The organism is Enterobacter sichuanensis, assembly GCF_009036245.1.
GTDB classification, from domain to species: Bacteria; Pseudomonadota; Gammaproteobacteria; order Enterobacterales; family Enterobacteriaceae; genus Enterobacter; species Enterobacter sichuanensis.
The window spans coordinates 2,694,611-2,721,337 of sequence record NZ_CP027986.1; the positions used below are offsets into that span (position 1 = coordinate 2,694,611).

The 26,727-nt window shown below is 55.3% G+C and carries 23 protein-coding genes; all 23 read right to left on the reverse strand.

Translation table 11 applies throughout. From position 1 onward, the window contains the following. Window positions 1–99: 99 nt before the first annotated feature. Window positions 100–489 (reverse strand): Imm50 family immunity protein, encoded by a 390-nt coding sequence (locus C1N69_RS13025; protein ID WP_045286938.1) that lies wholly within the window; start codon window positions 487–489, stop codon window positions 100–102. Next, window positions 490–4,848 (reverse strand): HNH/endonuclease VII fold putative polymorphic toxin, encoded by a 4,359-nt coding sequence (locus C1N69_RS13030; RefSeq protein ID WP_155031332.1) that lies wholly within the window; start codon window positions 4,846–4,848, stop codon window positions 490–492. Window positions 4,849–4,851: 3 nt separating this feature from the next. Continuing rightward, window positions 4,852–5,292, reverse strand: a complete 441-nt coding sequence (locus C1N69_RS13035; RefSeq protein WP_045286900.1) for a DcrB-related protein — start codon at window positions 5,290–5,292, stop codon at window positions 4,852–4,854. A gap of 60 nt (window positions 5,293–5,352) precedes the next feature. Continuing rightward, on the reverse strand, window positions 5,353–6,414 hold the full coding sequence (locus tag C1N69_RS13040; protein ID WP_244956301.1) for a hypothetical protein: 1,062 nt from the start codon (window positions 6,412–6,414) through the stop codon (window positions 5,353–5,355). Window positions 6,415–6,432: 18 nt separating this feature from the next. Beyond that, window positions 6,433–6,873, reverse strand: coding sequence for a hypothetical protein (locus C1N69_RS13045; protein ID WP_244956302.1), 441 nt, complete (start codon window positions 6,871–6,873; stop codon window positions 6,433–6,435). Window positions 6,874–7,063: 190 nt separating this feature from the next. Further along, complete coding sequence (locus C1N69_RS13050) at window positions 7,064–7,558, reverse strand: hypothetical protein (protein ID WP_244956303.1); 495 nt, start codon at window positions 7,556–7,558, stop codon at window positions 7,064–7,066. Then, a complete protein-coding gene (locus C1N69_RS13055; protein WP_155031335.1) occupies window positions 7,551–9,473 on the reverse strand; it encodes a type VI secretion system Vgr family protein in 1,923 nt (640 codons plus the stop codon). Before C1N69_RS13055 ends, C1N69_RS13050 begins: the two co-directional genes overlap by 8 nt. A 59-nt stretch (window positions 9,474–9,532) precedes the next feature. Continuing rightward, window positions 9,533–9,970 (reverse strand): hypothetical protein, encoded by a 438-nt coding sequence (locus C1N69_RS13060; protein WP_231584245.1) that lies wholly within the window; start codon window positions 9,968–9,970, stop codon window positions 9,533–9,535. Between the two features lie 246 nt (window positions 9,971–10,216). After that, complete coding sequence (gene tri1 / locus C1N69_RS13065) at window positions 10,217–11,317, reverse strand: ADP-ribosylarginine hydrolase Tri1 (protein ID WP_420841810.1); 1,101 nt, start codon at window positions 11,315–11,317, stop codon at window positions 10,217–10,219. A gap of 35 nt (window positions 11,318–11,352) precedes the next feature. Then, entirely contained in the window at window positions 11,353–11,733 is a 381-nt protein-coding gene (locus C1N69_RS13070; protein ID WP_155031337.1) for an immunity protein Tsi6 family protein, read from the reverse strand. A gap of 116 nt (window positions 11,734–11,849) precedes the next feature. Next, the gene (locus tag C1N69_RS13075; RefSeq protein WP_155031934.1) at window positions 11,850–12,197 is read right to left on the reverse strand and encodes an immunity protein Tsi6 family protein; all 348 of its coding nucleotides are present in this window, start codon (window positions 12,195–12,197) and stop codon (window positions 11,850–11,852) included. Window positions 12,198–12,340: 143 nt separating this feature from the next. Continuing rightward, complete coding sequence (gene tri1, locus C1N69_RS13080) at window positions 12,341–13,411, reverse strand: ADP-ribosylarginine hydrolase Tri1 (RefSeq protein WP_155031338.1); 1,071 nt, start codon at window positions 13,409–13,411, stop codon at window positions 12,341–12,343. A gap of 5 nt (window positions 13,412–13,416) precedes the next feature. Then, on the reverse strand, window positions 13,417–13,584 hold the full coding sequence (locus C1N69_RS13085) for a hypothetical protein (RefSeq protein WP_244956304.1): 168 nt from the start codon (window positions 13,582–13,584) through the stop codon (window positions 13,417–13,419). An 11-nt stretch (window positions 13,585–13,595) separates the two neighbouring features. Next, complete coding sequence (locus C1N69_RS13090) at window positions 13,596–15,524, reverse strand: type VI secretion system Vgr family protein (protein WP_155031339.1); 1,929 nt, start codon at window positions 15,522–15,524, stop codon at window positions 13,596–13,598. 96 nt (window positions 15,525–15,620) lie between these two features. Continuing rightward, on the reverse strand, window positions 15,621–16,052 hold the full coding sequence (locus C1N69_RS13095; RefSeq protein ID WP_244956305.1) for a hypothetical protein: 432 nt from the start codon (window positions 16,050–16,052) through the stop codon (window positions 15,621–15,623). A 71-nt stretch (window positions 16,053–16,123) separates the two neighbouring features. Next, window positions 16,124–16,849, reverse strand: coding sequence for an ankyrin repeat domain-containing protein (locus C1N69_RS13100; RefSeq protein ID WP_420841811.1), 726 nt, complete (start codon window positions 16,847–16,849; stop codon window positions 16,124–16,126). 35 nt (window positions 16,850–16,884) lie between these two features. Continuing rightward, entirely contained in the window at window positions 16,885–18,303 is a 1,419-nt protein-coding gene (locus C1N69_RS13105; RefSeq protein WP_155031341.1) for a Tle-like phospholipase domain-containing protein, read from the reverse strand. A 25-nt stretch (window positions 18,304–18,328) separates the two neighbouring features. Beyond that, window positions 18,329–19,762 (reverse strand): serine/threonine protein kinase, encoded by a 1,434-nt coding sequence (locus tag C1N69_RS13110; protein ID WP_155031342.1) that lies wholly within the window; start codon window positions 19,760–19,762, stop codon window positions 18,329–18,331. 24 nt (window positions 19,763–19,786) lie between these two features. After that, the gene (tssH, locus tag C1N69_RS13115) at window positions 19,787–22,402 is read right to left on the reverse strand and encodes a type VI secretion system ATPase TssH (RefSeq protein WP_155031343.1); all 2,616 of its coding nucleotides are present in this window, start codon (window positions 22,400–22,402) and stop codon (window positions 19,787–19,789) included. Between the two features lie 38 nt (window positions 22,403–22,440). Beyond that, window positions 22,441–23,484 carry a type VI secretion system baseplate subunit TssG gene (tssG, locus tag C1N69_RS13120; protein ID WP_059386841.1) on the reverse strand — a complete coding sequence of 348 codons (1,044 nt, stop codon included), beginning with the start codon at window positions 23,482–23,484 and terminating at the stop codon, window positions 22,441–22,443. Continuing rightward, complete coding sequence (tssF, locus tag C1N69_RS13125; protein WP_155031344.1) at window positions 23,481–25,352, reverse strand: type VI secretion system baseplate subunit TssF; 1,872 nt, start codon at window positions 25,350–25,352, stop codon at window positions 23,481–23,483. Before tssF ends, tssG begins: the two co-directional genes overlap by 4 nt. Before the next feature lie 2 nt (window positions 25,353–25,354). Next, complete coding sequence (gene tssE / locus C1N69_RS13130; RefSeq protein ID WP_025760034.1) at window positions 25,355–25,918, reverse strand: type VI secretion system baseplate subunit TssE; 564 nt, start codon at window positions 25,916–25,918, stop codon at window positions 25,355–25,357. Further along, window positions 25,911–26,723, reverse strand: coding sequence for a type VI secretion system accessory protein TagJ (locus C1N69_RS13135; RefSeq protein WP_047958905.1), 813 nt, complete (start codon window positions 26,721–26,723; stop codon window positions 25,911–25,913). The genes tssE and C1N69_RS13135 overlap by 8 nt, the downstream gene beginning before the upstream one ends. Window positions 26,724–26,727: the final 4 nt, after the last annotated feature.

Here is a 26,727-nt window from a genome sequence, read left to right on the forward strand (position 1 = left end):
ATGAATACTTGCCGAACTTACACACTAAAATAATAATGAAGATTCAAATGGAAAGCATGAAGTATATATCCATTTGTTAACTCTTCAACTTTATTTTCGTCAATCCCAACGTTCGTCCAGATAAGGTGTGACACCTTCAATTGTAAGAAATTTTGATTGGCAATGGAAATTTAATTTTTCATCTTTTATAGATATTTCACTATAATCCCCCGTCGAAATAATTTCTGGAGAGCAAATAAAACCCACCTTCATTCCTTTAACATCAAATTTAACTACATCCCCAAATGTCAACACAATACAAAGGGCATTGAATTTACTCTCTTTCCATTTTTTTGGGTAGTTAGAAGGAATTTTTCTTGTAAAAAATCGACATGAAATATCAGAAAACCTTTCAAAGGTAAAACCATCGAACTCGACTAATTCCATGCTTAATTCCCCACCAAACATGAAATTAATTTTTTCTTTCCCTATTGCGTTGTCAAACCACATTTATAAACCCTCAAAATTATAATGACCATGAGTACCCGGAACACTACCTGTATTCAAGTTTTGTGGCGGCCTAACATTGAAATGGGGTTCAGCACCATGACCAGAGGTTGCTTTATCATGTCCCAAACTATGTTCCTGGATAAAAACAGGCTTGTTATTTGAATCTCTAAATTCGTATTGTCGAGTTTTTATCGGCAAACCTTTTGAGTTAAGTATTTTGTTGCCTTCCCCATCTAATAGGTCTGGTCTGGAAATAGTTCTAGGGTGCTGATTCATAGGAATTCCCGCATCACGTTTAGCCTGCCTGAATGCATCTCTTCGACTAACTCCTTCATAACTAGTTTTTTTATTAGGTCCTCCACTACTACATTTCGTTAATCCCCACGGATCGATCCACCCCAGCGCATTCGGCGCATACTGGTAAAGATTAATCCCCCCCGCCAGCCCTATCGGGTCCTGCTGCGTAAACCGTCCGCAGTCCGGGTCGTAATACCGGAACAGATTGTAGTGCAGGCCTGTCTCTCGGTCCAGGTATTGCCCCTGCATCCGCAGGTTCTGGGAATATCCTGATCCCTGCGTCTCGCTTTCCCGCAGGAGCTTGCCCCAGGCGCTGTTCACCCCTTCCCAGCGCACCTGCCCTTCGCTATCCGTCATCCGCTCCGGCGTGCCGTTGGGCTGGCAGTGGAACCAGAAGATCTCCGGGGCATCAACGCCGTCAATACGCGCCAGCGGGTCGTAGCTGTCCTGGTCGCTGTAAACGTAGGTCAGCGGTACGTCTCCGTGCAGCTCCTGCAGCAGGCGGAACCCTTCCCAGACAAACCGGGTGGTCACCGGTTTGCCGGTTGGCTGACCGCCCAGCATCTGCTGGCGCGTTTTGCTGATGCGGCGTCCGAGCGGGTCGTAGCGGAAGCTGACCTGCGTCTGCGGCCTGTTGCGATCCCGCGGCTGGCTGATAACCTCCGTCAGGCGGTGTTCGCCGTCGTACCGGTAGTGCCAGCGGATCTGGCCGTTATCCTTCTCCACGGTACGGCCGTGGATGTCATAGCGCCAGCGAATACCGTTCAGTTGCGTGACCCGGTTATGGGCAATCTTCTCTCCAGCGCCCTCTAACGGGTTACCAGCCGCATCCCAGCGCCACTGCTCCTGACCGGGCAGCGTGCCGTCCTGAACCAGCAGGCGCCCGGCGCTGTCGTACTGCCAGCGATACCAGCTGAACGGGTTATCGTCCCGCTCTTCCCGCACCAGGTTATTACGGTAGTCGTAATCCCAGCGGCGGGACCAGCGGCGCGGCGACGGGCGCTGAGCGCTGCCGGTGAAGACGTCCCGGCGATGCAGGCGGCCGAGACGGTCGTATTCGCTGCGGGTTGTCAGCAGCCCCTGGGTGCGGCTGGTCTCACGGTGGAGTTCGTCGCGGGTAAAATCCGAGACCGACAGCTTATCGAGCGCAATGCTGAGCAGATGCCCGCTGCCGTAGTAGAACTGCTTTAGCTCGCGGCCATCGGGCAGCGTAACGGAGGTACGGTTGCCGAGGGCATCGTATTGCCACGCCAGCTCGCCGTGCTCGCCCACTTCGCGCGTCACGCGACCAAGCGCGTCATACTCAAAGACGAGCTCCTGCTCTGCCTCGGTGCTCCACGCGTCGGCTGCAAGCGCAGGATGCAGCCCAATCCGGCTTAACAGCCCGGACGGAGTGTAGTGGTAGCGGGTCTGTCCTTCCGGCGTGGTGCGGGCGACCAGCTGGCCACTCGCGCTCCAGGCGAAGGCGTGGGTGATGGCCTCCGGATGCCCGGCGGCAAAGGTGCGAGCAATCGTGCGCCCGCAGGCGTCATAGCGATATTGCGAGGCCACGCCATCCAGCCCCACCTCTTCCAGCAGCAGCGAGTCTGGCCCCCAGCGGAACTGATACGCTTCGCCGTTTTCGTTTTCAAGGGCAATCAGACGCCCGCGACTGTCCCAGCGGCGGCGAACTTCCTCACCCTGCGTATTACGCGTGGTGGTTAAGCGTCCTGCCTCATCGTATCTGAACTCCCTTTCTTTACCATCAGCGCCGGCATGCTTCACCGGCAGGCCGCGTGCGTTCCATTTGAGTGACTCCGTCCAGCCTTCGGGACGATCGAGCTGCACCGGGCGCCCTGCGGCGTCGTAGCGATAACGCGTCTCTTCGCCGTCAGCACCCGTCTCGCTCTCCAGCCAGCCCAGCGGATGATAGCGATAGCGGGTTGTGCGGCCAGAGCAGTCCGTCGCGCGCACCACCTGTCCCGCCTCGTTGTACTCCTGGTGGCGGCTGTTGCCGGCGGCATCGACCTCCTCAACGACCTGACCAAACGCGTCCCGGTGCAGCAGCGTCGTCTGCCCCATCGGGTCCACCACGCGCTGCAGGCCGTGATGTTCGTCGTACCAGAACCGGGTAGCGCTGCCGTCGGCTTCAATGATGGCTGACGGCAACGCGCGATGTTCCAGCCAGGTGGTGGTGCGGGCATTACCGTCGGCGTCGATCTCCTGCACCCGGTTGCCCATCTCGTCATAAACAAAGGTGACGGCGTTACCCAGCGGATCGATGCGACGCGTCAGAAGTTCGTTGTCATCCCACTCGTAGCGCCAGTTTTCACCGCGCTCGTCTACGTAGCGGACGATCAGGCTCTGCGCATTCCAGTAGTGCTGACGCTTCTGACCATCATAGTGCTCGACGGTCGTCAGCCCGGCGGCCAAATCGTAGCTAAAGCGGCAGCCGTCGCCGGTGCTGGTGCGGTTTTCCACCACGCGCCAGTGGTCAAATTTTTGCCAGCGGTACTCGCTCTCCAGCCCACCCGGCAGGCGGTGCCAGACCATCAGGCCGTGGTCGTTATAGCGGTATTCGCGGGTGACGACGCCAGAGGCATCCGTCGCGCTCGCCAGCTGACCGCGTGCGTCGTAACCCCACTGCATCAGCGGCCAGGTACGGTCGCCGTCGAAATGGCTGGCTGCGGTCACGCGCTGCGGGAACCGTTCGTCCTCATAGCGCAGGGTGACATCTATCGCCCGTGGCTCATCGTGAAGACCAACCAGACGTCCGTGCTCGTCCCACTCGGTCAGCAGGGCGTTGCCGTATTCATCGCTCAGCGAGGCCAGACGCAGGATGGAGGGGTTGGCGCGGGTCGGTTTGTACAGACGCCACACCGCGCCGTCATCGTCGGCAATTGCCACGTCGCCGCTCTCATTGCGGCGGATAATAATGCCTTCGCTGATGCTGTAAAACGCCCGGTCGACAGGAGGCAGTTCAAAGCTCAGCTCGCGTCCGGTTTCGTCGAACCAGGTCGCGCTGTTCTCTTCCAGCCTCAGATAGCTGTCAAAAGAGGTAGCCCAGCCCAGGCCAAACAGCCCTTCGCGGGTGGTCAGGCTGTTGTAGCTGCGCTGCCAGCGAAGCGGGAAGCGCCCCGGCAGCGAGAAATCGAGTTCATCATCGTCGTTCAGCACCTTCACGCCGGTGGCGGCGTGAACCGGGTGCGAAGAGCCAAACACGGCATTGACGGCCATATCGGCCAGCATCCCGCCGCCGGCTGCCGCCAGCGCGCAGGGCATGTTTTTCAAAATCTTGCCCGGACGGCCGCGCAGCAACGAGAGCGCAATCATCCCCAGCGCCAGGCCTGGGGTTTTGCCGCTTTTGATATCGCGAACCGTGAGCGTGTCGCCGCCAATAATCACGTTCGGGGAGACGTCATCGGAAACGGTCCCTTCACAGGTGGTGCGATCTTTCGCACGCACCGCAGGCTGGCCGTTGATGAAAACGCTTTTTGAACCTTCCGCCAGGTACTGCGGTCCGGAGTGCTTTTCGCACGCCACCTTGTCTTCTTCCAGCGGCGAGGTCCCCGCGGCGGCTGACGCCACGCTCGGCTGCCACATTTCGCTGCCAAACTGTCCGGCAGCGGAAAGCAGCATGCCTGCGTAATCGGCAAAGCTGCCCGGTGACTGCGGCTCAGGTGACGGGGTATCTGCTGGCGTCAGCGTGCCTGCCGCGCGCGCGGCAGGGAGCGCATTGGTCAGAACGTTGCTGGAGCCGGTGGTGATTTTACCCGCAGGCGACGGCGGGAAAAGCGCGTTGCCTAACCCCTCTGCGGCGTTGCTGATATCGTCTGTGATCCCCGCCACGTTTGCCAGAACGCCGCCAATGATGCCGCTGAGCAAACAGCTGGAGCCAATCGCCGCCACGCCTGCGGCTGCCGCACCGGCTCCCAGCAATGGCGCCGCCACGGTAGCTGCTGCCCCCACCGCCGCGCCGATCACCGCATAAGCGGCACCTTCCGCCACAATGCTGGTGATATCCGCAAAAATGCTGGAGTGAATAATCTCGTCGCCCTTACGGGCCGCGTTGTTATCGCTCATGCCTTACACATTCCGGTTGTCGTTTAGCGTCAGACTCTGCTTAAGCGCGCTCCAGCGCTCCTCGTCCTCTTCGGTAAATGCTCTGAGTGCTGAGAGAGTGAAAATCATCAATACCGGTTTGCCTGGCGTCTGCACGGCCAGCTGTTTTTGCCACAGGCGCTGCCCGTTATGGTCAAAGTGGGTTTCAACTTCCAGACCGGTGATTTTTCCGTCAGGCCCGGCTTTCACGTGCCGGAATTCGCTCTGGGCAATCTCACCCATTTGAGGTCGCAGGACATCCCACTGGCGGTGAAACTCTTTCTCATAATCGCTGCCATCCGGGATAGCGCCGCGGCTGACCACCACGGACAGCCCGCTTTCGTCATCGCGAATAATGTTCATGCTGTTATCCTGCCAGGCCGCAGGAAAAAGGGAAAATGAACCTTCCTGGAGGGTGTATTTCATAGGGGATCCGGGATAATTGATATTGAGAGAGATACGTTGAACTTTTGACTGGCTATTTTATTATTTAAGCCAGTGACCTTGCTGCTCAACTAAAATATGGCTGCCTTTGCTGACAACCAGTTTCAGTGGTGCATAGGTCACGGTATAGGTAACTTCACTATTCTTATAGCTTGAGCCGATTACTTTACCTGTGGGATCCTGCAGTGTTTTTCCTTTTAAGGCGATCGTACTGTTATCACTTTTACGTACACCGAGATAATACATCTGGCTACATTCACTCTCGAAACGCCCACATTTATTTACCAGAGAAATAGTGAACTTATCGGTATCGAGCTTTCTGGTTTCAGCGTTACGAACGGGATCCGCTTTATTTAACGTATAACGCAGTGGCGCATAATAATTCCCTTTCTGAGGAGGCGTCACTAAACGCCATTCCATTTTGCTTGCGTTAATTTCCAGAACTGCTTGTCCATCTACGCCGCCAAACGTGGAGTCGAACTTAACGTTCGCCCGATTGCCTGCAATCGTACCGCTTAGGTTGCGTTCATCCTCTGCAGGACAATCGATGCGGTTTCCTCTCTGAGAGATATAGCAATAAGACCCGGAAATACGGTCGCCTGATTCCACTAACCGCAGGGTTAACGTCGAGTCGGTTCCCGATTCGCCTGTCCATACCCCGTCAAATGCGCGTCTTGCCGGGCTGTTCGTTGCAAAATGCATCGCTTTGAATCTGGTCGCCCACTGCTGAATATCGGGATTCACCACCTGACTACGATCGGATGACTGATAATGAACAACCTCTGACTCAGGAACGACCCAGGCCGTATAGAGTTTGCCGTCAGGTTCAACGACCAAAGCGGACGCATTTTCCAGATAAAGATCTTTTAGCCAGCCTTCAACAAACAGCCCTCCGTCTGAGGTGGCATGGGGTTCGCCAAAGACATCGAAGTTGCTAATAAACGTCTCGTAATCGCTACCCAGCGTCTTCCTGAGCGTCTCTTTCACTTCGCTGTCGTTCACGATACGGCTTACAGTATCGAGCGCATTATATTGCGAGAGCTCAGGCGCGGCTGATGTTGCAACTGAGCCCAGTAATAGCGCTGTGAACAATGCGCATGCCAAATATCTCCTGGTCACAAATTACTCCCGGGCGCCATTGTCGTAATTCATTGTTATTGTCACAACCTTGTCGTCTTTAATCTCGAAAGAGAGCAGCCTGTTACCCAATTGATAAAAACACCATTGTTCCCCGGCATCATTTTCAATCTGACCATTGCCATATGTCCTGCTGAGTTCCCCGGCAGATGAACCCACATGAATACCGCGCGGCGTTTTACCCTCCCCTGCGGTCAGCGTAATCTGCGACACGATATAGTCATCAATACTGCGTTCGGCTTTATCCCACCAGAGATTGGAAACATAAATGCCGAACCCCGTCTTTTGATGCTGGTAGAATGTATAGTGGGTTTCGTCAAAAGGAACCTCACCGACAAAATGGCCCTCTACCGGCAGCTCAAATTTATGCGCAACGTCATCTGTCCATCTTTCGCCCAATGAGACCGTCTGGTCTTTCAGCTGCACAGTAAAATCCTGTTTAACTAAAACCGGTGGTATATCGTGTGCAAGCACCTCATAGCAGTTCAGAGAGAGAGATATCACGGTAAAAGCGAGAAATGTTGGGGTGTGAATTTTCACGTTAATCATTTTTCATCGAATTTTTATTACCCGGTTCTCCGAAGGAGAAAAAGGCCTTTTATGACAATGAGATGTCTTAGTCCGCACTAATGACAACCGAGTCCAGACAATCAGGTTTATTTACGGTGAAACTAAAGCTTATTTTCTCTCCATTTTTGTCTTTTGACGCGGTGTAGCTGGTCACTTCATTCCCGGAGCGGCCTCGGGGATAGTCAGTTAACTCCAGATGCGGGTAGTGCTTTTTAACGGCATCAAGCGTTATGCACCGGCCGGAGGGCGAAAAACTGAGAAATGGTGCCGCGCCGTCGCGTTCTTTACTTAAACGTAAGTCAATCGCGGTTATGTTCGTTCCGTCAGCGAGAGTGATATCCTCAGTAGTGTAGAAGTTAATATATTCATTGTTTTTGATCATTTTAAACGGCAGCGGCGCGTCGCTCAGATTCCTAACGGATAACGTTTTGAGTGAAGCACTCATCCTGGAAACAAAGATCCAAAGATCGTTTATTTTTACGTCTCCGCCACCCATCCCCGTCGTTAATAACGCGACAAGCACCGCTCCCGCTTTACTCACCTTTGGTCGTGAATTTCGCCTGAACGGCCGCATCAATGTCTCCTTTGTGTCCCGCGCCCGGTGCCGTGGTACCCGGTTTTGTGCCAGAGGTATTCAGGTGTAGCTTACCGCCCGTCGTAATATGGCCATCCCCTTCCACAAAGAAGTTAAACTCTTTGCCGATCAGGCTAATTTTGCCGTTCGCGTTAAGCTCAATGGCGCTTTCACCGGAGACCAGCCTCAGCCTTGTTCCGGAAGCGATAACGTACTGCTCCACCGCCGCGTCCAGCTTGCCTTTCCCCGTCAGGATCTCTGTCCCGCCTTTCACCGCCTGGATCTGATTCGCCTCCACGCGATGCAGCTCATTTTTCTTCACGTAATGGCTACGCTCGCCGCCGACGCTGTGCGTTTCATCATTCTTGATGCTGGTATCCATATTCCGCTCGGCCTGGATCCACACCTGCTCCGCGCCCGCCTTGTCCTCAAAGCGCAGGGCGTTGGCGTTGTCGACCGAGCCGTCTTTTGTCCGGCTCATAAAGCCCATCTGCGTCGCCGCCGCCGGCAGCGCCCACGGCGGCATGCTCGCGTCGTTGTACACCCGCCCGGTAATGATCGGACGGTCCGGATCACCGTTGATAAAGTCCACCACCACCTCATCGCCCACACGCGGGATTTGCACCCCGCCGTAGCCCTGGCCCGCCCAGGCGCTCGACACGCGCACCCAGCAGGAGCTGGTATCGTCGCCCTTTGCCAGACGGTCCCAGTGGAACTTCACCTTCACGCGGCCGTATTTGTCCGTCCAGATGCTCTCCCCCTGCGGACCCACCACTTTTGCCGTCTGCGGGCCGTAGGTGCGCGGCCAGGGCGTACTCTGCGCCGGGCGATAAGAGACCGACGCCGGGATAACCGTGAAATCAGTCCGGTGAATAGTTTCACCCTCGCCGCTGGCGTAGCGGTTCTCCTCGAAGTGATACCCCGCCGCCGTCACCAGATAGTCGCCGTTATCGCTGAAGAACGGCGCGTTAGTCAGGGTGAAGGTGTGGCCAGGCGCAATGCCTGCCGCCGTGGCGGTGGCCTGAATCTGCTGGTGCTCCACCTGCCAGCGCTCCTGGCGAATGCGGGCGTAGAACTCCGCATGCCCGGTCTCCACAAAGCGTCCCGGCCAGTCGTAGACGTCAATGCTGCCCGGCTTCGGCGACGCCGGGTTCTGCTGGGCCTGGAACAGCCACGCGTTCGGCTTGCGGAAATCGTAATCGTCGAGGCTGTAAATCCCCGGCGTGACGCTGTCCTCCAGCGCCCACTGGCCGATACCCTCTTCATCCGTGCTGCCGCCGGATGGCGTCTGGTGATACGGAATCACCTCGTAGCCGCTGAACGGCTGATGCTGGGTGGCGGCGTCGGTGAGCACGAGGGTGTGTTTGTCCGCCTCGTGGCTGAAGTGATACGCAATCCCCTCCAGCTCCATCAGGCGGCTGATGAAGTCCAGGCTCGACTCCTGATACTGCACGCAGTAGTCCCACACCCGGTAGCTGCCGGTGAGCTTGTCCTCGACGTTGACCTGATGCTCACCCAGCAGGGTTTTCACTATCTGCGGCACCGTCTGCCCCTGGAAGATGCGCAGGTTACGGTCGCGCTTCATCGGCCACAGGTCCGGCTCCACCGTCAGCTGGTACACCGCGTAGCGGGTGCCCGACAGCTCAACGGCGCTCACCGCCACGCGCGTGACTTTACCGTTGATATAGCGGGAGGTGAGCAGGTTCTGCGTCGGGATGGTCACCGTGACCGGCTGGCCCAGCAGTTTGCTGCGGTCAATGCGCGCATCCGCGCCAAGCAGGGTCAGCGTCAGGGCGAACGACTCGGACATCGCCTCGCGGCCGGAAAGTTTCCAGAAGAGCAGCCCCTCGACCGGGAGCTGGACGGTAATTCGGTTGAGCATAATCGTTATTCCACTATGGACTAATCTCGGTATTCATTGAGATATTTTTTAAATCGTGATTATTTAAGCCATAAACCTGAAAACATAAGGACGCTACCCAGGGAAACTACGCTTTTAGCAACGATAAGTAAGCCAGGCGCAACGACGCGTGTTATAGACGATAATGCTTCATAATTTTCAGCATTGTATTTTTTGTGCCCTCCAGTAATCGCGGAAAAGATCGTACAGAGCAGCACAACGGTAACTTTTAGTCCCCATACGCACAGGAAAGACATGGAAAAGATAATCGAATAGTGTTTCGCCGTTGCGACGGAGAATAATGACATTGACTGAGCAAACCATTTCAACGTAAAACCAATAACAACCGTAGCCACTAGCACCAGAACGAACATCAACCCGGTAAGGCACCACTGTTTTTTACTGAATAAGTCTTTTCCATTCCAGATAAGCGCTAGCGTCCAAATCATGAAGAGAATAAAGAAAAGCCAATGAATCATAACGTACCACATTTATACATATTGATCTCCAGGCATTGTCAAAACAACAAGATACAGCTTAACGCGGCGAGAGATTTTACTACCAGGCGTAATATTGGCCCGAACCGTTGATTGACTATCTTCTCTTGTCGAAGAATCTGTATTTTCCAATTTTTATCACGCAGGGCTGCTTTTAACTAACAAACCATTAGGTACAGACAAAGAAAAAGGCACAGTACAATACCCGTACCAGATGTACTAATATAATTATAAGAAATTATCCTCTGGAGCTCTATCGAACAGTTCACCTGCCATTTTGGCGATACGTTCGTGCTGTACGAGTTTGTTTTTCCATTCCTGCGGAATACCGGAATAACCATATAATGCCCCCGCGATTTGTCCCGCGGTCGCTGCAACGCTGTCAGCATCATCGGCAAGGTTAGCTGCCAGTAGAATGGCATCACGGAAATTATCCGTATTCCATACGGACCACATCGCGGCCTCAAGCGTATCAATTACGTAACCACTTGAACGAATCTGGTCGCGAGTTTTTTGCTTATACTCGCCCGCATTAATAATCATTACACGTGGCTGGAGCGGCATAATATGTGGAGCGAAAACAAATTCTTTGTTGCTCCCATTAATCATATATACAAGCAAATAGTTTAAATACTGTGTGCTATTTATTGCTTCCGATGCACCATGTGTAGCAATACTTTGTTTTTTGGATTCATAAAATGATTTGCTTAATGACTTTCTAAAAAAAATAGAGACAGGTGCTTGCCTGATAATGGATGCATTACCTGCAGTTTCTGGTGAAGTATTGCCGCGCCAGCCAGGACCAATAGCCAAATATTGTTCTAAAGCAAATCGAGTTGTATTCCCTATATCAAAACAGACACCATTTGAACTGTTATAACCATGCTGATACCATGCCAGAAGTTTATTCCTAAAGAATATAGTATCAGCATCACCTTTCTCAAGAAGAGTTTCCGCAAGGCATAATGCCATGGAAGTATCATCCGTCCATTCGCCTGCGCGCAGTCGAAATGGCCCACCCCCTGTCATATCCTTAACGTGTGCTCTGTCACGTGGTAGAAATTCGAGTGTGGTACCTACAGCATCCCCGACCGCAAGACCAATAAGCGCACCTATCGCGCGATCCCGTGATTCCGCAAGTGAGATGTTACATAATGGTGTTAAATCCCATTGTTGTTGTGCATCGCAATCAAAAGATGATGCTAATGGTTTATCATTATATTCATACTGCATCCTCCGCTGGACTGAAGGACTGCTAACAGGTAAGTACTTACGATATCTATCTACATATTTTAACAATACATTCAAATTAGCATGTAAATCAATCACCATCCACCCATAATAAAAATATTTAACACCCAGTTCTAAAATTCATCAGGATATTTCTTATTGAGCTTTTGTTGCTTTGTTCCATAATTGGCGTTAACCTCATGCGGCAACCTAACCTTTAACCCTCGGCGGATTTGATCCACAATAAACCAAGCATCCGACAACCTTTCAAAAAACAATTCATCAGAATTTTCAAACTCCTTCACTGCATACATACCGAACGTCATTTTCCATAATTTTGCCTTATCCTTTTCCTTACCTTCTATTAAATCCCGTAAAAATAATAATTGTTGTACAATAGAGTCGTACATTTGTAAAAGCGGGTTATGAGGGTTAAGATTTTTGACCTCAGCATATCTCTTTTGTGCTATAACCAATGCTCTTTCAACATAACCAAAGATTGTTATTTCATTCATTGCAGTGAATCGAATTGTCTTGAAATATTACACATGATAGCAAATTATGTCCCCATTTTCCCGTGGTAATTCTAACCAGGATGATTACATTTAAAACTTTAATCAAAAGTTGCTCATCACTTGCGATATCTCTTTTGCCTTTTCAAGTACTCTACGTCTTGCTCATGGGGGAGAATAACCTTCAATCCTTGCCCCATCTGAGAAGCTATATAATTAGCATTGGACAAATGCTGAGCAAGCTCGGCATCGGTAGTATCAAACTCTTTGGACGCAAGCACTCCAGGATTCAATGTGTGTAATTTACTTTTATCCTTTTCAGCACCAGTTAGAATGGATCTTATATAATCCAACTGATTCTTTGCCATAATATATAAAGAAAATGTAGGATTTTGTTCCAATCGATGATTGATTGCATCAATAGCATCATTGATATAATCCAGCGCGGTGTAATTTTCTTTATCCACAACCATGGTCACCACATCTTCTCTTGTCGAAGAATCTGTATTTTCCAATTTTTATCACGCAGGGATGCTTTTAACTAACAAACCATTAGGTACAGACTAAGAAAAAGGCACGGTACAATACCCGTACCAGATGACTAATATAATTATAAGAAATTATCCTCAGGAGCTCTATCGAACAGTTCACCTGCCATTTTGGCGATACGTTCGTGCTGTACGAGTCTGTTTTTCCACTCCTGCGGAATACCGGAATAACCATATAATGCTCCCGCGATTTGTCCCGCCGTCGCTGCAACGCTGTCAGCATCATCGGCAAGGTTAGCTGCCAGTAAAATTGCATCTCGGAAATTATCCGTATTCCATACGGACCACATCGCGGCCTCAAGCGTATCAATTACGTAACCACTTGAACGGATCTGGTCGCGAGTTTTTTGCTTATACTCGCCCGCATTTATGATCATTACACGCGCGCACAGTGGGAAAACATGAGGCGAAAAAGTTTCTTCTTTTTGATAACCGTTAATTAAATAGTGCAATACCAATCCGAGAAACTGGCATGCGTTAATTGATTCTACCGCGCCATGCGTTGCTCGACTCTGAGCCTGGGATTCGAAGTAAATCCCACGCAGCGATTTTCGACGAAAGATAGACACCGGTGCTTGACGAATAACCCCAGCATTACCAGCAGTGTGTTTCTCTGTATTACCATACCAGGAAGGTCCGACACGCATATACTGTTCAAGTGCGAATCGCGTCGTATTCCCGATATCGAAGCACCGACCATTACTGCTATTCTCTCCGTCAAGATACCATTTCAGGAGATATTTTCTAAGCACATCGGTGTGCATTCTGTTTTCTGAAAGATAAGTCTCTGCCAGACATAATGCCATGGACGTATCATCTGTCCATTCACCAGGTTTTAATTGAAAAGGTCCGCCACCAATCATATCCGCTACATGTTCACTGTCTCTTTTCTTAAACTCAAGAGTGGTGCCGACGGCGTCCCCAACAGCCAGTCCCACAAGCGCCCCAAGCGCTTTATCACGTGAAACATCTTCAGTCGTAATTAAAGGTAAAGTTGCATCCCAGGCTTGTGAAGAACTCAAATTATCAATACTGTTGCTTCTAATTGCCTTACGGACATTAACTGGCAGGTATGTATGATAGCGATTAGCATAATGATTGATTACTGTGTCTTCGGAATGAAGGTCGATCATGGTATTTACTTTAATTCCATATTCATTATTCCAGGTTCATCTGACCTGCTGACAACCTCAAACGATGTATTCGGCTTAGCACCATTTTCGCTCAGGGCAAATAAATTCATGGTTCTGTCTTTATATACATTTGGTAACGCCAGCGTAGCTTCCTGGAGAGTATATTCCGCCATACGAGTTACTTTTATTTGTTGGCATTAATAACAAAAAAACTATCCACTTCCTGCTGGATTTCACTCTGATGGGATGACCCAGGAGGATCGATGGCATTGCTTCCACCGGCAGGATTCAGATGCAGTTCACCGCCAAGCGTGTTTATCTGCGCGTTCTGTTTTGCGGTAAAGTTAAAGTTATTACCAATGATATTAACGCTGCCATCTTTCGCTAATTCAATGGCGCTTTCACCACACTCCAGCCTCAACGTATTGCCCGCTGAAATAATAAAGTTGTTAACCACTTTATCGCTGCGACTGTTACCCGTCAGGCAAATGACGTCCCCTTTAACGCCCGCCTGCTGATTTTTCACCACCCGTAAGGTTTCATTTTCACCTACAAACTGGGTACGATTTTTTTCCGTGGCATGCGATTCATCATTTTTGACGTTAATATCCAGATTGCGCTCGGCCTGGAGCCACACCTGCTCCGCGCCCGCCTTGTCCTCGAACCGCAGGGCGTTGGCGTTGTCGACCGAGCCGTCTTTTGTCCGGCTCATAAAGCCCATCTGCGTCGCCGCGGCCGGCAGCGCCCACGGCGGCATGCTCGCGTCGTTGTACACCCGCCCGGTAATGATCGGACGGTCCGGATCACCGTTGATAAAGTCCACCACCACCTCATCGCCCACACGCGGAATTTGCACCCCGCCGTAGCCCTGGCCCGCCCAGGCGCTCGACACGCGCACCCAGCAGGAGCTGGTGTCGTCGCCCTTCGCCAGACGGTCCCAGTGGAACTTCACCTTCACGCGGCCGTATTTGTCCGTCCAGATGCTCTCCCCCTGCGGACCCACCACTTTTGCCGTCTGCGGGCCGTAGGTGCGCGGCCAGGGCGTACTCTGCGCCGGGCGATAAGAGACCGATGCCGGGATAACCGTGAAATCAGTCCGGTGAATAGTTTCACCCTCGCCGCTGGCGTAGCGGTTCTCCTCGAAGTGATACCCCGCCGCCGTCACCAGATAGTCGCCGTTATCGCTGAAGAACGGCGCGTTAGTCAGGGTGAAGGTGTGGCCCGGCGCAATGCCTGCCGCCGTGGCAGTGGCCTGAATCTGCTGGTGCTCCACCTGCCAGCGCTCCTGGCGAATGCGGGCGTAGAACTCCGCATGCCCGGTCTCCACAAAGCGTCCCGGCCAGTCGTAGACGTCAATGCTGCCCGGCTTCGGCGACGCCGGGTTCTGCTGGGCCTGGAACAGCCACGCGTTCGGCTTGCGGAAATCGTAATCGTCGAGGCTGTAAATCCCCGGCGTGACGCTGTCCTCCAGCGCCCACTGACCGATACCCTCTTCATCCGTGCTGCCGCCGGATGGCGTCTGGTGATACGGAATCACCTCGTAGCCGCTGAACGGCTGATGCTGGGTGGCGGCGTCGGTGAGCACGAGGGTGTGTTTGTCGGCCTCGTGGCTGAAGTGATACGCAATCCCCTCCAGCTCCATCAGGCGGCTGATGAAGTCCAGGCTCGACTCCTGATACTGCACGCAGTAGTCCCACACCCGGTAGCTGCCGGTGAGCTTGTCCTCGACGTTGACCTGATGCTCACTCAGGAGGGTTTTCACAATCTGCGGCACCGTCTGCCCCTGGAAGATGCGCAGGTTACGGTCGCGCTTCATCGGCCACAGGTCCGGCTCCACCGTCAGCTGGTACACCGCGTAGCGGGTCCCCGACAGCTCAACGGCGCTCACCGCCACGCGCGTGACCTTGCCGTTGATATAGCGGGAGGTGAGCAGGTTCTGCGTCGGGATGGTCACCGTGACCGGCTGGCCCAGCAGTTTGCTGCGGTCAATGCGCGCATCCGTGCCGAGCAGGGTCAGCGTCAGGGCGAACGACTCGGACATCGCCTCGCGGCCGGAGAGTTTCCAGAAGAGCAGCCCCTCGACCGGGAGCTGGACGGTAATTCGGTTGAGCATAATCGATATTCCGTAATGTTTTATGCTAAATAAATGTATCAACAAAGACGAGATTTCTGACAAGACGTTTTGGGATATGCACAAGTCACCGTCTGCTTAATTTCGATACCGCTTTTGCCTTTTCAAAGATTCATTGTCTTGTTCATATTGATATATCCACAGGGAGTAGATCTTTAGAAACTCTGAGAATATAAACAAAACACTATTCAGCCAGACGTTCTGGGCCCCCATGAGGTTCAACAACAGCGGAAAAAGGGTCACCGAACACCGGAAAGAGATCAGACGGAAAACTTCCTGGCAGAGCGCCAGTTTGCTCGCAAAAGGCTTCCCTGTCAGAAAGCACCATGCTGAGGCAAAAAGCGACAACAGCAACAGGAAATCGAGAATAAAGAACAGCAGCAGAACGCTATCCCCACCACCAGAAGGCCCGTTTCCTGTCGCAATGAAGGAGAAGATATCGGATACAAAGGGGACTCTGTCATGGCGTACAGACTGCGCACAGTAGATCGCAACAGCCAGCGCATCCATCGTTCCCCAGAAAATGAAAACCTGCTTTTTAACAGTCATCATTGCTTAAGGAAGCGCACGGTTTAACGACATCACTGACTCACCGGCGCGGGAGGCCATTTACCACCATGCTGAATAAGCGCGTCCTTAATTTCAGTCAGTTTTTGATATTCGTCACTGCCCTCTTTCGCCCGGTTCAGATAACGCTGCAGCTGGTTGGCCATTGTCCAGCCATTATCCGCCTTGATCTCAGCGTTTGCGCCACGCTCCAGCAAAAGCAGGACATGGTCGTAAGAGTGAAAATCCAGCGCGGCGATCAGCAACGTATTACCCAGTGAATTGGTAATATTGATATCCGCTCCGCCATCAAGCATCGCCTGGAGCGTATCGGTGTTTTTTGCTTCGAGGGTTTCGAAGATAATCGGTTCCCCAAACGTTTTGTCCTTCGCATCCGGCGGTAATCCGCCCTCCAGCATCGCCTTTATCCAGACGCCGCTGTCCGCTTTCAGGACAAATTCTGCAGGACTGCTCTCCCCCCGAGGTCGTGGCTGCAGTGGATCTGCCCCCGATTTGACCAGCGCGGTAATAATCTTTAACTGATCCGGTGTTTTCTTATCGTTAATTGAATTCATCACCGCCCAAAACAGCAGCGTCATGTCCTCTTTACCGGGCGTATTAAGGTCGGTTTGCGAAGCGAGCTTAACAACTTCATTCACCTCACCGGCCTCAATGGCACGCGCTAAGGTGAGCTGCTGTCCGCTGAAGTAATTGTCTGGTTTTAAATCCATATTTTGCTTGCACCCCTGAACCATAAACATTAAACAAAGCGCTATCCAGCCAGTAATCAATGATTTCACGCGCGACTCCCGATAATGGCGATGTCTTCATCCTTCTGTTGCTCAATACAGTTAATCGCCTGATCGATGCCATGGCGATCGAGAGCACCTCCCGTTCCCCCCGGAAGGTCGTGTGCAATTCCGGCAGCGTCAGGCATGACGGCAGAAAGCTCTTCTTTGGCTATCAGCGCCGGCACGTGTCCTTTAACCGTTTTGAAATCTTCCCAAAGGTTAACTTCCTGAATTTTTGTCAGCAGTTCACCTTCAACCCGGTAAGCCTGAATATTTTCCGTACTGCCCAACAGACTGCCTCCGTATTTCTCTACGGTCCCAGGATGCAGTCCGGCCGCGTTGAAGGTCCATCCCGGCATACCGCTGGCCATCGAGGTCGCAGAGGCTAATCCGCCCCCCAGCGAGTGACCTGCGATGTCCACTTGTTGCCCGGATTTAGAGAGTTGTTCGCCTAGCCCCACAGCTCTTTTGTAATAATCTGACGCCATGCCAAGCCCTTGCGCACCGTTATTTTTCCAGTCAGCCATGTTTTTCATGGGGAAAAATTCGGGTTGCCGTGATCCTCTGAAAACCAACGTTGGGTTCATATCACGACCAAACACCTCTGGGTCGGGTTGATATACGCGGGCCAGAAAATCAGGCGAGGCTGTATTGTCAAAAAGGGCTTTGCGGTTTAGCCCAAGCTTCTTCAGCGCGGCGGCATCATTACTGATATCCTTCCACCCCTCCGGTACCCCCGGCGTGGTTTCCAGCGGGTTTACGGTCTTATAAACATTTTCCGCAAGCTTCGCTTTCTCCACCGCAATGTTATTCGCGGCTAACCGCTTAGCCGCGATCTGCGCATCCGGGTAGAGACTGTTGCTGCCCTTCGCAATCAGGTCCTTACGAGCCTGCCAGCGTTCGGCTTTGGTCATATTCTGCAGCTGAGAGGCATAGGTTTTACCGTCTTTGCCCGGCGTTGGCTGGTCAGGCACCTGCGCCGCTTTGGATTTCACCACCTGCGTCGGCAGCTCCGTTGGCGCAGGGCGGGAACCATAGGTGCGCACCATCGTTTCGTAACGATCGACGATATTGCTTACCGGGTACCAGCCCAGCCCGGTGAGCGAGGCGGCCTGAAGCCGCCCCTTTGCGTTGATATAAAAGATTTCCGTTACCGACGACCAGTTGCGAAAACTCTCGTCAATCGCCACGATCCTGCCCATATCGAGATCCTGCACAATCAGCTTGCGCGTATCGCGCCCGGACTGATAGGGATTCGCACCGGTGATGGTTCGCAGCAAATCGTAGCGCGTGAACAGCGATCGCAGCGAATGGTCTGGCACCGACATAATCCACTGCCCGGCGACAGACGGGCGGATAATTTTCGCAAAAAGCGCTGGCGCAACGTTCTCGCTGAATAGATAGACAAACTTAATGTTATACATTCGCTCCGTCCTGTACCGGCCTGACTTACGGATTCACCAGCCAGGTGCCCGGCTTCACGATATCCAGCGTCTGGCTACGCGTTCTTCCGTTGCCCTGCAGTTCAATCTTCGTCTCACCGGCCGGCAGTTTGATCGACGCATAGCCGTTATTTGCCGGACGCAGCGCTTTAGGCTCGCCGTTCACCTTCAGCGTTTCGCCGTCGAGAATACGGATATAGACCAACGCAACCGGGCTCGCGACAGGCGGTGGCGTCTGCTGCGCCGCTGCTGGCGCAGTGGCCAGCTCGCTCACCGTCGCCGTTTCTGGCTTCACCTCTGGCGCGTTTGCGGCGGTTTCAGCCGGACGCGTTTCTGCCGGTGCCTGCGCAGCCTGCTCAGGCACGTCATGGCCACTGCCGCTGAACAGCATCGCGCCGGCGACAACGCCCACCAGCACACCCGCGGCAACCATGCCCGGGATCTTGTAACGACGCCAGTCGAGTGCCGACGCCGGTTTTTCCTCTTCCACCGGGACCAGCATCGTGCCGGGCTTTTTCGCCGTCAGCACGTCGTTAATACCGGCAACCGGCATCTCAATCAGCGCGGCGAATTCGTCAATAGACTGAGGACGGTCCTCCATGTGCAGCGCCAGCGCGCGGTCAATGGCCTGCAGCAGCGGAATGGAGTAGCCCTGCGGCATGATTTCCACCAGCGGCTTACAGGTGTCCTGAATGGAGCGCACCACGCTGACCGGCGGCGGTGAGCCCACTATCAGGGTGCGCAGCACGGCGCCGAGGGCGTAGATATCCGTCCACGGACCCTGCTCGCTTTCGTTGTCGTCGGTGTACTGCTCGATAGGCGCAAAGCCCGGGCGCAGCATGGTTTCGGTTTCATCAGAGAGGTTACCGATGGTGCGACGCGCGGAGCCGAAATCGAGCAGCACCGGCAGGCCGTTATCCTGGATCTGGATATTATCCAGAGAGATGTCGCGATGCAGGTAACCTTCGTCGTGGATGGTCTTGATGGCGCCAAACAGCATCGGCAGCGTACGGCGGATCCAGGCTTCGTTAATCAGCTCCGGCTTTTCTTCACGCAGGCGCGACAGCGTGGTGCCGCTGTAAAACAGCGTCCCCATGTAGGCCGTGTCGTTTTGCACCCAAAAGCGCAGAACGTGCAGCAGGTTCGGGTGGTTAAAGCGCGCCAGCAGACGCGCCTCCTGAATAAAGCTGTTCAGCCCGGCGGAAAAGGCTTTGCCAAAGCGCTCGCTGCGCAGCACCAGGGTCATGTCGTCGCCGCGCACGGCGAGCGAGGAAGGCATAAATTCTTTGATAGCGATAGTGCGTTCGAGCTGGTGATCCCACGCGCGATAAACGATGCCGAAACCGCCGCCGCCGATCACCTCTTTGATTTCAAACTCATTGAAGCGGTACCCGACCGGGAGCGCGTTTGGGACAGTCCGATTGTTATCATTATCCGTCATCTTTTACAGTTCTCTTGATGATTATTACGCGGCAAACTGACAGTGAAACTCGCCCTGCTCACAGGTCACATGCAGACGTCGGAACTGCTCGTCGCTGCGGCTGGCGGTAAGTAAAATCTGGCTCATCTGAGGCAGCAAGGTATTGGTCAGGATCGCATCCACCATGCGGCCGCCGGACTCCACCTCGGTACAGCGCTGAACAATCTGTTCCACCACGCTGTCGTCAAACTCAGAAATGATGTTGTGATTCTCTTCCAGGCGACGCTGGATGCGCCTGAGCTGAAGGCGAACAATCTGCCCCAGCATCTCGTCGCTGAGCGGGTAATACGGCACCACCAGCAGACGGCCCAGCAGCGCCGGCGGGAACACCTCCAACAGCGGCTGGCGCAGCGCGCCGCTTAACGCCTCCGGCTCCGGCATCAGCTCCGGGTCGGCACACATGGCGCTGATCAGTTCGGTGCCCACGTTAGACGTCAGAATAATAATGGTGTTGCGGAAATCAATATGGCGCCCTTCGCCGTCTTCCATCCAGCCTTTGTCGAAGACCTGGAAGAAGATCTCATGCACGTCCGGGTGCGCTTTTTCAATTTCGTCCAGCAGCACCACGCTATACGGGCGGCGACGCACGGCCTCGGTTAACACACCGCCCTCACCATACCCTACGTATCCCGGCGGTGCACCTTTTAAGGTAGAGACGGTGTGTGCTTCCTGGAATTCACTCATATTGATGGTAATGACGTTCTGCTCGCCGCCGTACAGTGACTCCGCGAGCGCCAGCGCGGTTTCCGTTTTGCCGACGCCAGACGGGCCGCACAGCATAAAGACGCCCACCGGTTTGTTCGGGTCGTCCAGCTTCGCACGGGAGGTTTTCACCCGGCGGGCAATCAGATCCAGCCCGTGACGCTGGCCGATGACCCGCTGGTTCAGCGTGTCGGCAAGGTTCAGCACCGCATCGATCTCATTTTTCACCATCCGGCCCAGCGGGATCCCGGTCCAGTCAGAAACCACTGCCGCAACCACGTTTTCATCCACCGCGGCGAACAACAGCGGTTCGTCACCCTGTAAGGCTTTCAGCGCCTGCTGCTGCTCCGCCAGCTGGTCGTGCAGCCCGGCGCTCTCTTCATCACCGGCCGCAAACAGCGCAGCACGCAGGCGGATAATCTCCTGCACCAGGCTGCGCTCTTCCTCCCAGCGCTGGGCCAGGGCGTCGCGTTTTGTCTCATACGCGTCACGCTCTGCGCGTAAGGCCGTTACGCGCAGAGCGTCACCAGCCCCTACACGCGCTTCGCGTTCGGCAATCCCGATTTCTACGTCCAGCGCGGCGAGATGGCGCAGGCAGTCTTCAAGCTGCGCCGGTGGCGCGCTCTGGCTGACCGCGACGCGGGCACAGGCGGTATCAAGCAGCGCAACGGCTTTATCCGGCAACTGACGCGCAGGAATATAGCGATGGGAGAGTTTCACCGCGGCGCTAACCGCTTCGTCGAGCAGCAGAACCTGGTGGTGCGTCTCCAGCGGCGATACGGTACTGCGCAGCATCAGAACGGCTTTCGCTTCGTCCGGCTCATGAACCTGCACCGTCTGGAAACGACGGGTCAGCGCCGGATCTTTCTCGATGTATTTTTTGTATTCCGCCCAGGTGGTCGCCCCGATGGTGCGCAGCTGACCGCGCGCCAGGGCGGGCTTCAGCAGGTTGGCGGCGTCGCCGGTGCCCTGCTGGCCGCCTGCGCCAATCAGGGTGTGGATCTCATCGATAAACAGAATGATCGGCGTAGCGCTGGACTGCACTTCATTGATTAACGCCTGCAGACGGGCCTCAAATTCGCCCTTCATGCCCGCGCCGGCCTGAAGCATGCCGATATCCAGCAGCCACAGCTGTATATTTTGCAGCGGCTCCGGTACGTCGCCGTCAGCGATACGCAGCGCCAGTCCTTCCACCACCGCCGTTTTACCGACCCCGGCCTCCCCGGTCAGCAGCGGGTTGTTCTGGCGGCGACGCATCAGAATATCGACCATCTGGCGGATCTCTTCATCACGCCCGACAACCGGGTCAATCTTCCCTTCGCGGGCGCGGGCGGTCAGATCCTGACCGTACTGGGCCAGCGTCCCCTGAGCGGCCGGAACCGCCCCCGCCGGTGCGTCAACCGCGGCAGCGGCCTGCTGCGTCTCTTTGCTGTTGGCGCAAATGGCGTCGAACTGCTCAATCAGCACCTCGACGTTTAGACGGGTAAACTGCGCCGAGATGCTTTTCAGCACGTTGGCCAGATTCCAGGTTTTCAGCAGGCCGATCAGCAAATGGCCGCCGCGAATACGGCTGACGCCAAACTTCAGCGACCCGTAGACCCAGGCGCGTTCCACGGCGCTGTCGATATGTTCGGAGAGATCGGAAACAGAGCTCGCTCCGCGCGGCAGGGCGTCCAGTGCGGCAACGATATCGCGCGTCAGCTGCTGTTCGTCGAGGGCAAAGTGGCGGATGACCTGCTGCAGATCGCCATCCTGCTGCTGCATCAGCTGATGCAGCCAGTGCACCAGCTCCACATACGGGTTGCCGCGCAGCTTGCAGAAGGCGGTGGCGCTTTCCAGAGAGGTAAATAACAGCGTATCCAGTTTGCCGAAAAGCACGGCACGGCTAATTTCTGACATGTTAGTTTCCATTAACAATGATTCGGTATACGGAAGGATTACCGCTCTGCGCGATACACCAGATCGCCACGCGGGACAGGCTGAGGTTGATGACCCAGCCAGGTGTTATAGCCTAATCGCCCGGTACCGCCGAGCGAGGTGCCCTGCACCGCGTCTTCGCGCAGGATCACCCGTGTTTCCCATTCAAATTCCACCCCGGCATACTGGCGCACCCAGTCGCGCAGTTCGGTGACCCAGGCTTCGCCCGGCAGGAAGCGGTTGTACTCCTCCGCGCTCAGCGGGCCAATCTCGATGCGAAACTTATGCTGCACGTCGCGTACCGCAATGCCCAGAAAAGCGGATTCCCCCAGGCGCGGCATGCGCCGACCGGCTCCCAGCTGCGCCTGCTCGCGCGCGGAGAGCGGCATCCACTGCGGGACGTTGCTCACCAGTTTGACCGGTGCCTTAAAGTAATGACGCAGGATCTTTTCCAGCCCCTCCGGATCCCGCCCGTGACGGGTCAGGTGCCCGGCGTGGGTAAAGCGGGCATGCGCGCTGAGGCTGCCTTTGTTCATCTGACCCGGCTGTCCCATCCCAATCAGCGACGCCAGATACCTCTCAAAGCGCCTGTTGTCGGCGCGATCAAGGGAGACGGCGGGCTGTGCATCCGCCCAGGCGCGATAAAACAGCAGCGTCAGGCGATGATGGAACAGATCGGCAAAGGCACTCAGGCTGCTGTCCTGATGATGATGAATACGCTCGCGGGCGTACTCCGTCATGTGGACCGGCAGCGGGCCGTTCGGGCCAAACAGGCCGAAGCTGAGGATAGACACCTCATGCAGCCCGCTCCCTTCGCGCTGACGCACCTGCGCCACCGTGGAAGGCGCAAAGCTCATCGACGGCTGCTGGCCGATGCGTAATGGCTCAAATTTCGGCAGCGGCGCGCGACCCAGCGGATAGCGCTCGCCGCCCTGGGCATCAATGCGTCTTAACAGCTGGAACAGATCGTAGCGCCACGGCGTTTCGCGAACGCCGCGCCAGAAACTGTCCGGCAGCGGCGTGAGGCGGTGTACGCGCAGCGGTGTAGCCGCAACGTCACTCATAGCAGTGCCCTTTTACCCATCCGCGGTGCCCAGTAGCCGATCTCGCCGCGCTGCTGGCTCTTGAGGGTAAATTCCGTGAAGCTGTTAATGGACACCAGCCGGGCAAAGAGACGCTCCAGCACGCTGCCGAAAAGCCAGGGGCTGGCACCGGAGAACGCCCGCTCATCTACCGTCAGGGTAATGCCAATCCCGCGGGCGAAAACGACCGGGCCAGGCTCCGGCACGCGGCGGTGAACCGGCTCCAGCACGCAGTGTCGAACCCCTTCCACCTGACGCGCAACTGGCGTCTCAGCCAGGTTGGCATACAGCCCTAACAGCTGACGCAGCGCGGCTGCGCCGTCTTCGTTATCGCTGTCCATCAGGCTGAGGTAGTTCATCTGCAGCTGGCTGATGAGGCGCCAGGTGCTGAACCCTTCGGCCAGCGCCGGACGCGGCGGCGTCGGGCCTTTACGCAGGGTCAGGGATTTCACCGGCATGGAGTCAGCCATAATGAACTGCCCGAGCTCCTGCTGCAGCATCAGCGGCAGGTCACGGCTGGTGCAGAGCACCTCGGCAGAGATATAGCGCAGGTTCTCCTGCCACGGCGCGTGCTGTTCATCCACCAGCGACACAAACACCTCAGAACCGATATAGCCGGTACGGGTGCCGTAACGCAGGGCATGTTCAGAGAGCACGCGCTGTTCCCGGCGCAGTGAAAAATAGGCCCCGTAGTTGCCCGCGTCCCCGCTCCAGGTGCTCCAGAAAGGACGAAACGTCTGGTCGTCGCGCTGCCCGTCGGCGCTGCCGTAGATTTTATTCACCGCGTAAATTTCATAATCCAGCGGGCGAATGTTATCGACCACCAGATGATATTCATGCTGGCCTTCATTCAGCTTCTGCCGGGCCGCCACCTTCGGGAACAGGTTGATCACCGGCGTGCAGTGCAGGGCCAGATGGCTGGTGTCGACCACGCGCTCCAGCTGTTCATCCGACTTATCCAGCAGAATGAAGATATCGAACGCTTTTTCGCTGTCACAACGCTGCACAAGCGAGTTCAGTCCGCTTAGGCTGATAAAGCGGAAACGGGCCGGGAAGGCGAAATACTCCTGCAGCAGACGGTAACCGTCAAAGTTGCGCAGATCGTCCGGGAGCAGCGCCTGATCCGGCTCAAAGCCCTCCTGGCGCAGCGCATCCGACGCGAGCAACTGCCGCTGCGGATGCGGGCTGACCGTCTGGCAGACGATCCCGGCATGATGCTCCATCACCAGCTCCAGCAGCTTCAGCGCTTCAATGTCCGGACCGCTGAGGAAAAGCTCCAGCCGGTCGAAATCCAGATGACCAAGGTTTTGCGGACCGTCGCAGGCAATACGGATGCGTAACGCGCTGTTGATACCGCGCTGGCTCAGACCCAGCTGCGCCAGCGGCAGATCCGCCGGCACGCCGCCCAGCTCAACCTTGTCGATTTTCAACGGCAGCAGATTGACCTCGTGCGCCGTGGTGTAGCTGCAGGTTACGCCGGTTTTCTTCAGCGCCAGGCTGTCCATCATGGTGCCGCGCGGCACAATGAAGCCGTTGCTCAGATCGCCACGGCTGCTGTCAGGTTCAATTTGTGCAATCGCTATCGAGGGGGTTGGCGCAAGGTAGTTCGGCGCAATCATCTCCAGCAGACGCTGGGAGAAACGCGGAAACTCCGCATCCATTTTCATCTGCACGCGGGAGGTCAGAAACGCGAACCCTTCCATCAGGCGTTCAGTATATGGATCCGCCACTTCGATGCCGCGCATGCCCAGCCTTCCGGCGACTTTCGGGTAGCGTTCGGCAAACTCGGCCCCCATTTCGCGCAGGTAAGCCAGCTCACGGTTGTAATAGTCGAGCAGTTTACTTTCCATGATTACCCCGCATCTTTCAGTTCAAAGTGGCCGTTTTCCAGATCGACATCGGTGCGAAACAGGAACTCCAGCGGGTACGGCACACACCACAAACGCCCTTTTATCTCGATGGAGAGCACGTTGTGCAGATCCAGCGAGGAGGTATCCGACACGCAGCGGACCTGCAGCCCCTGCGGCAAAATACGCGGTTCAAAATTGATGATGGCCTCGGTGAGTTTGCGCTGAATGTCATGCCATTCGATATCCGACATGCGCTTCCCGGCCAGCGGTGCAACGCCGAAGTTCACCACCGAGCGGCTCACGTGCGGCAAGGCGCTCAAATCGCCGGAGGCGTCATGGTTGATGGTGTTAAACAGCCACTGCAGATCCCGCAACACGTTGCGACGCAGCGCGGCGTGGGTAATCAGGTTGCTGTTAGCCGGCTCGCGTTTTTTCTCCGGGTCGTTATCGGTGAGACGATCGAGCAGCGAGGGCTGCATTTTGTCGCGCGCCCCCACCTTCTCCTGCTTGCTGCGGGCTTGCCAGCCGCTGCGCAGCAGATCGCCTTCGCCAGCGGGATTACTCATCGGCTCCATCCGTTGCAAACGTCACGAGGCTTAACGACAGCAGCGGGCTTTCGCTTTGCTCGCTCAGCCAGGCCTTCTGCCCCATTCCTTCGTACAGGGTGCCGTCATCGTCGAGCGGGCGCCAGTCGGTGGTGCGCCCCAGCTTGACCGCATCGGAGGCATCGGCCGCAAACGGATAGCGCGCCGGGATCTGACACACCTGTTCCGTACCGTCGGTCAAACGCACCAGCGCATGACGCCAGACCAGGTCAGTAACGCTGGCTGGCGCCTGGAAACGGATCTCCGCGATAGCGTTAAACGGCAGCCAGAAATAGCGGCCGTTAACCAGGGTTTCGCAGACGGGGCCCAGACGGGCGTCGCCGTCCATCAGCCATTCGAACGCCTGCGTCTCTTCGTTTTCGAAGGTCAACTGACCGGCGTTCGCCTGTGCCTGTTCAAGGGCTTCCAGACGCAGCGCGTGGGCGCGTTCGTCGCTTTCGTTAAGCGCCGCGGCAAGCGTCGCGAGCCACGGCCACTGGGTTTCAGGCATGGCAGGACGCAGCGCACCCGCCATCACCTGCGCGCGCTGCAGTTCGCCCTGAATGGCCTGCTCCAGCAGCGTGACGGTGGGCTTCGCCTGAGGCTTCAGCGCCAGCCAGCTCTTCAGCTGGGTCAGGGCCCGTGACCAGTTGCCGCTGAGGGTTAAAAACTGCACGAACGCGGCGCGGAGATCGGCGTCTGCCGGACGGGCTTTGATTTCGGCCTCCAGACGCGCCAGCGCCTCGTTGAGCGACTCACCCGCCAGGTGTTGATAGAGCGTATTCATAGCC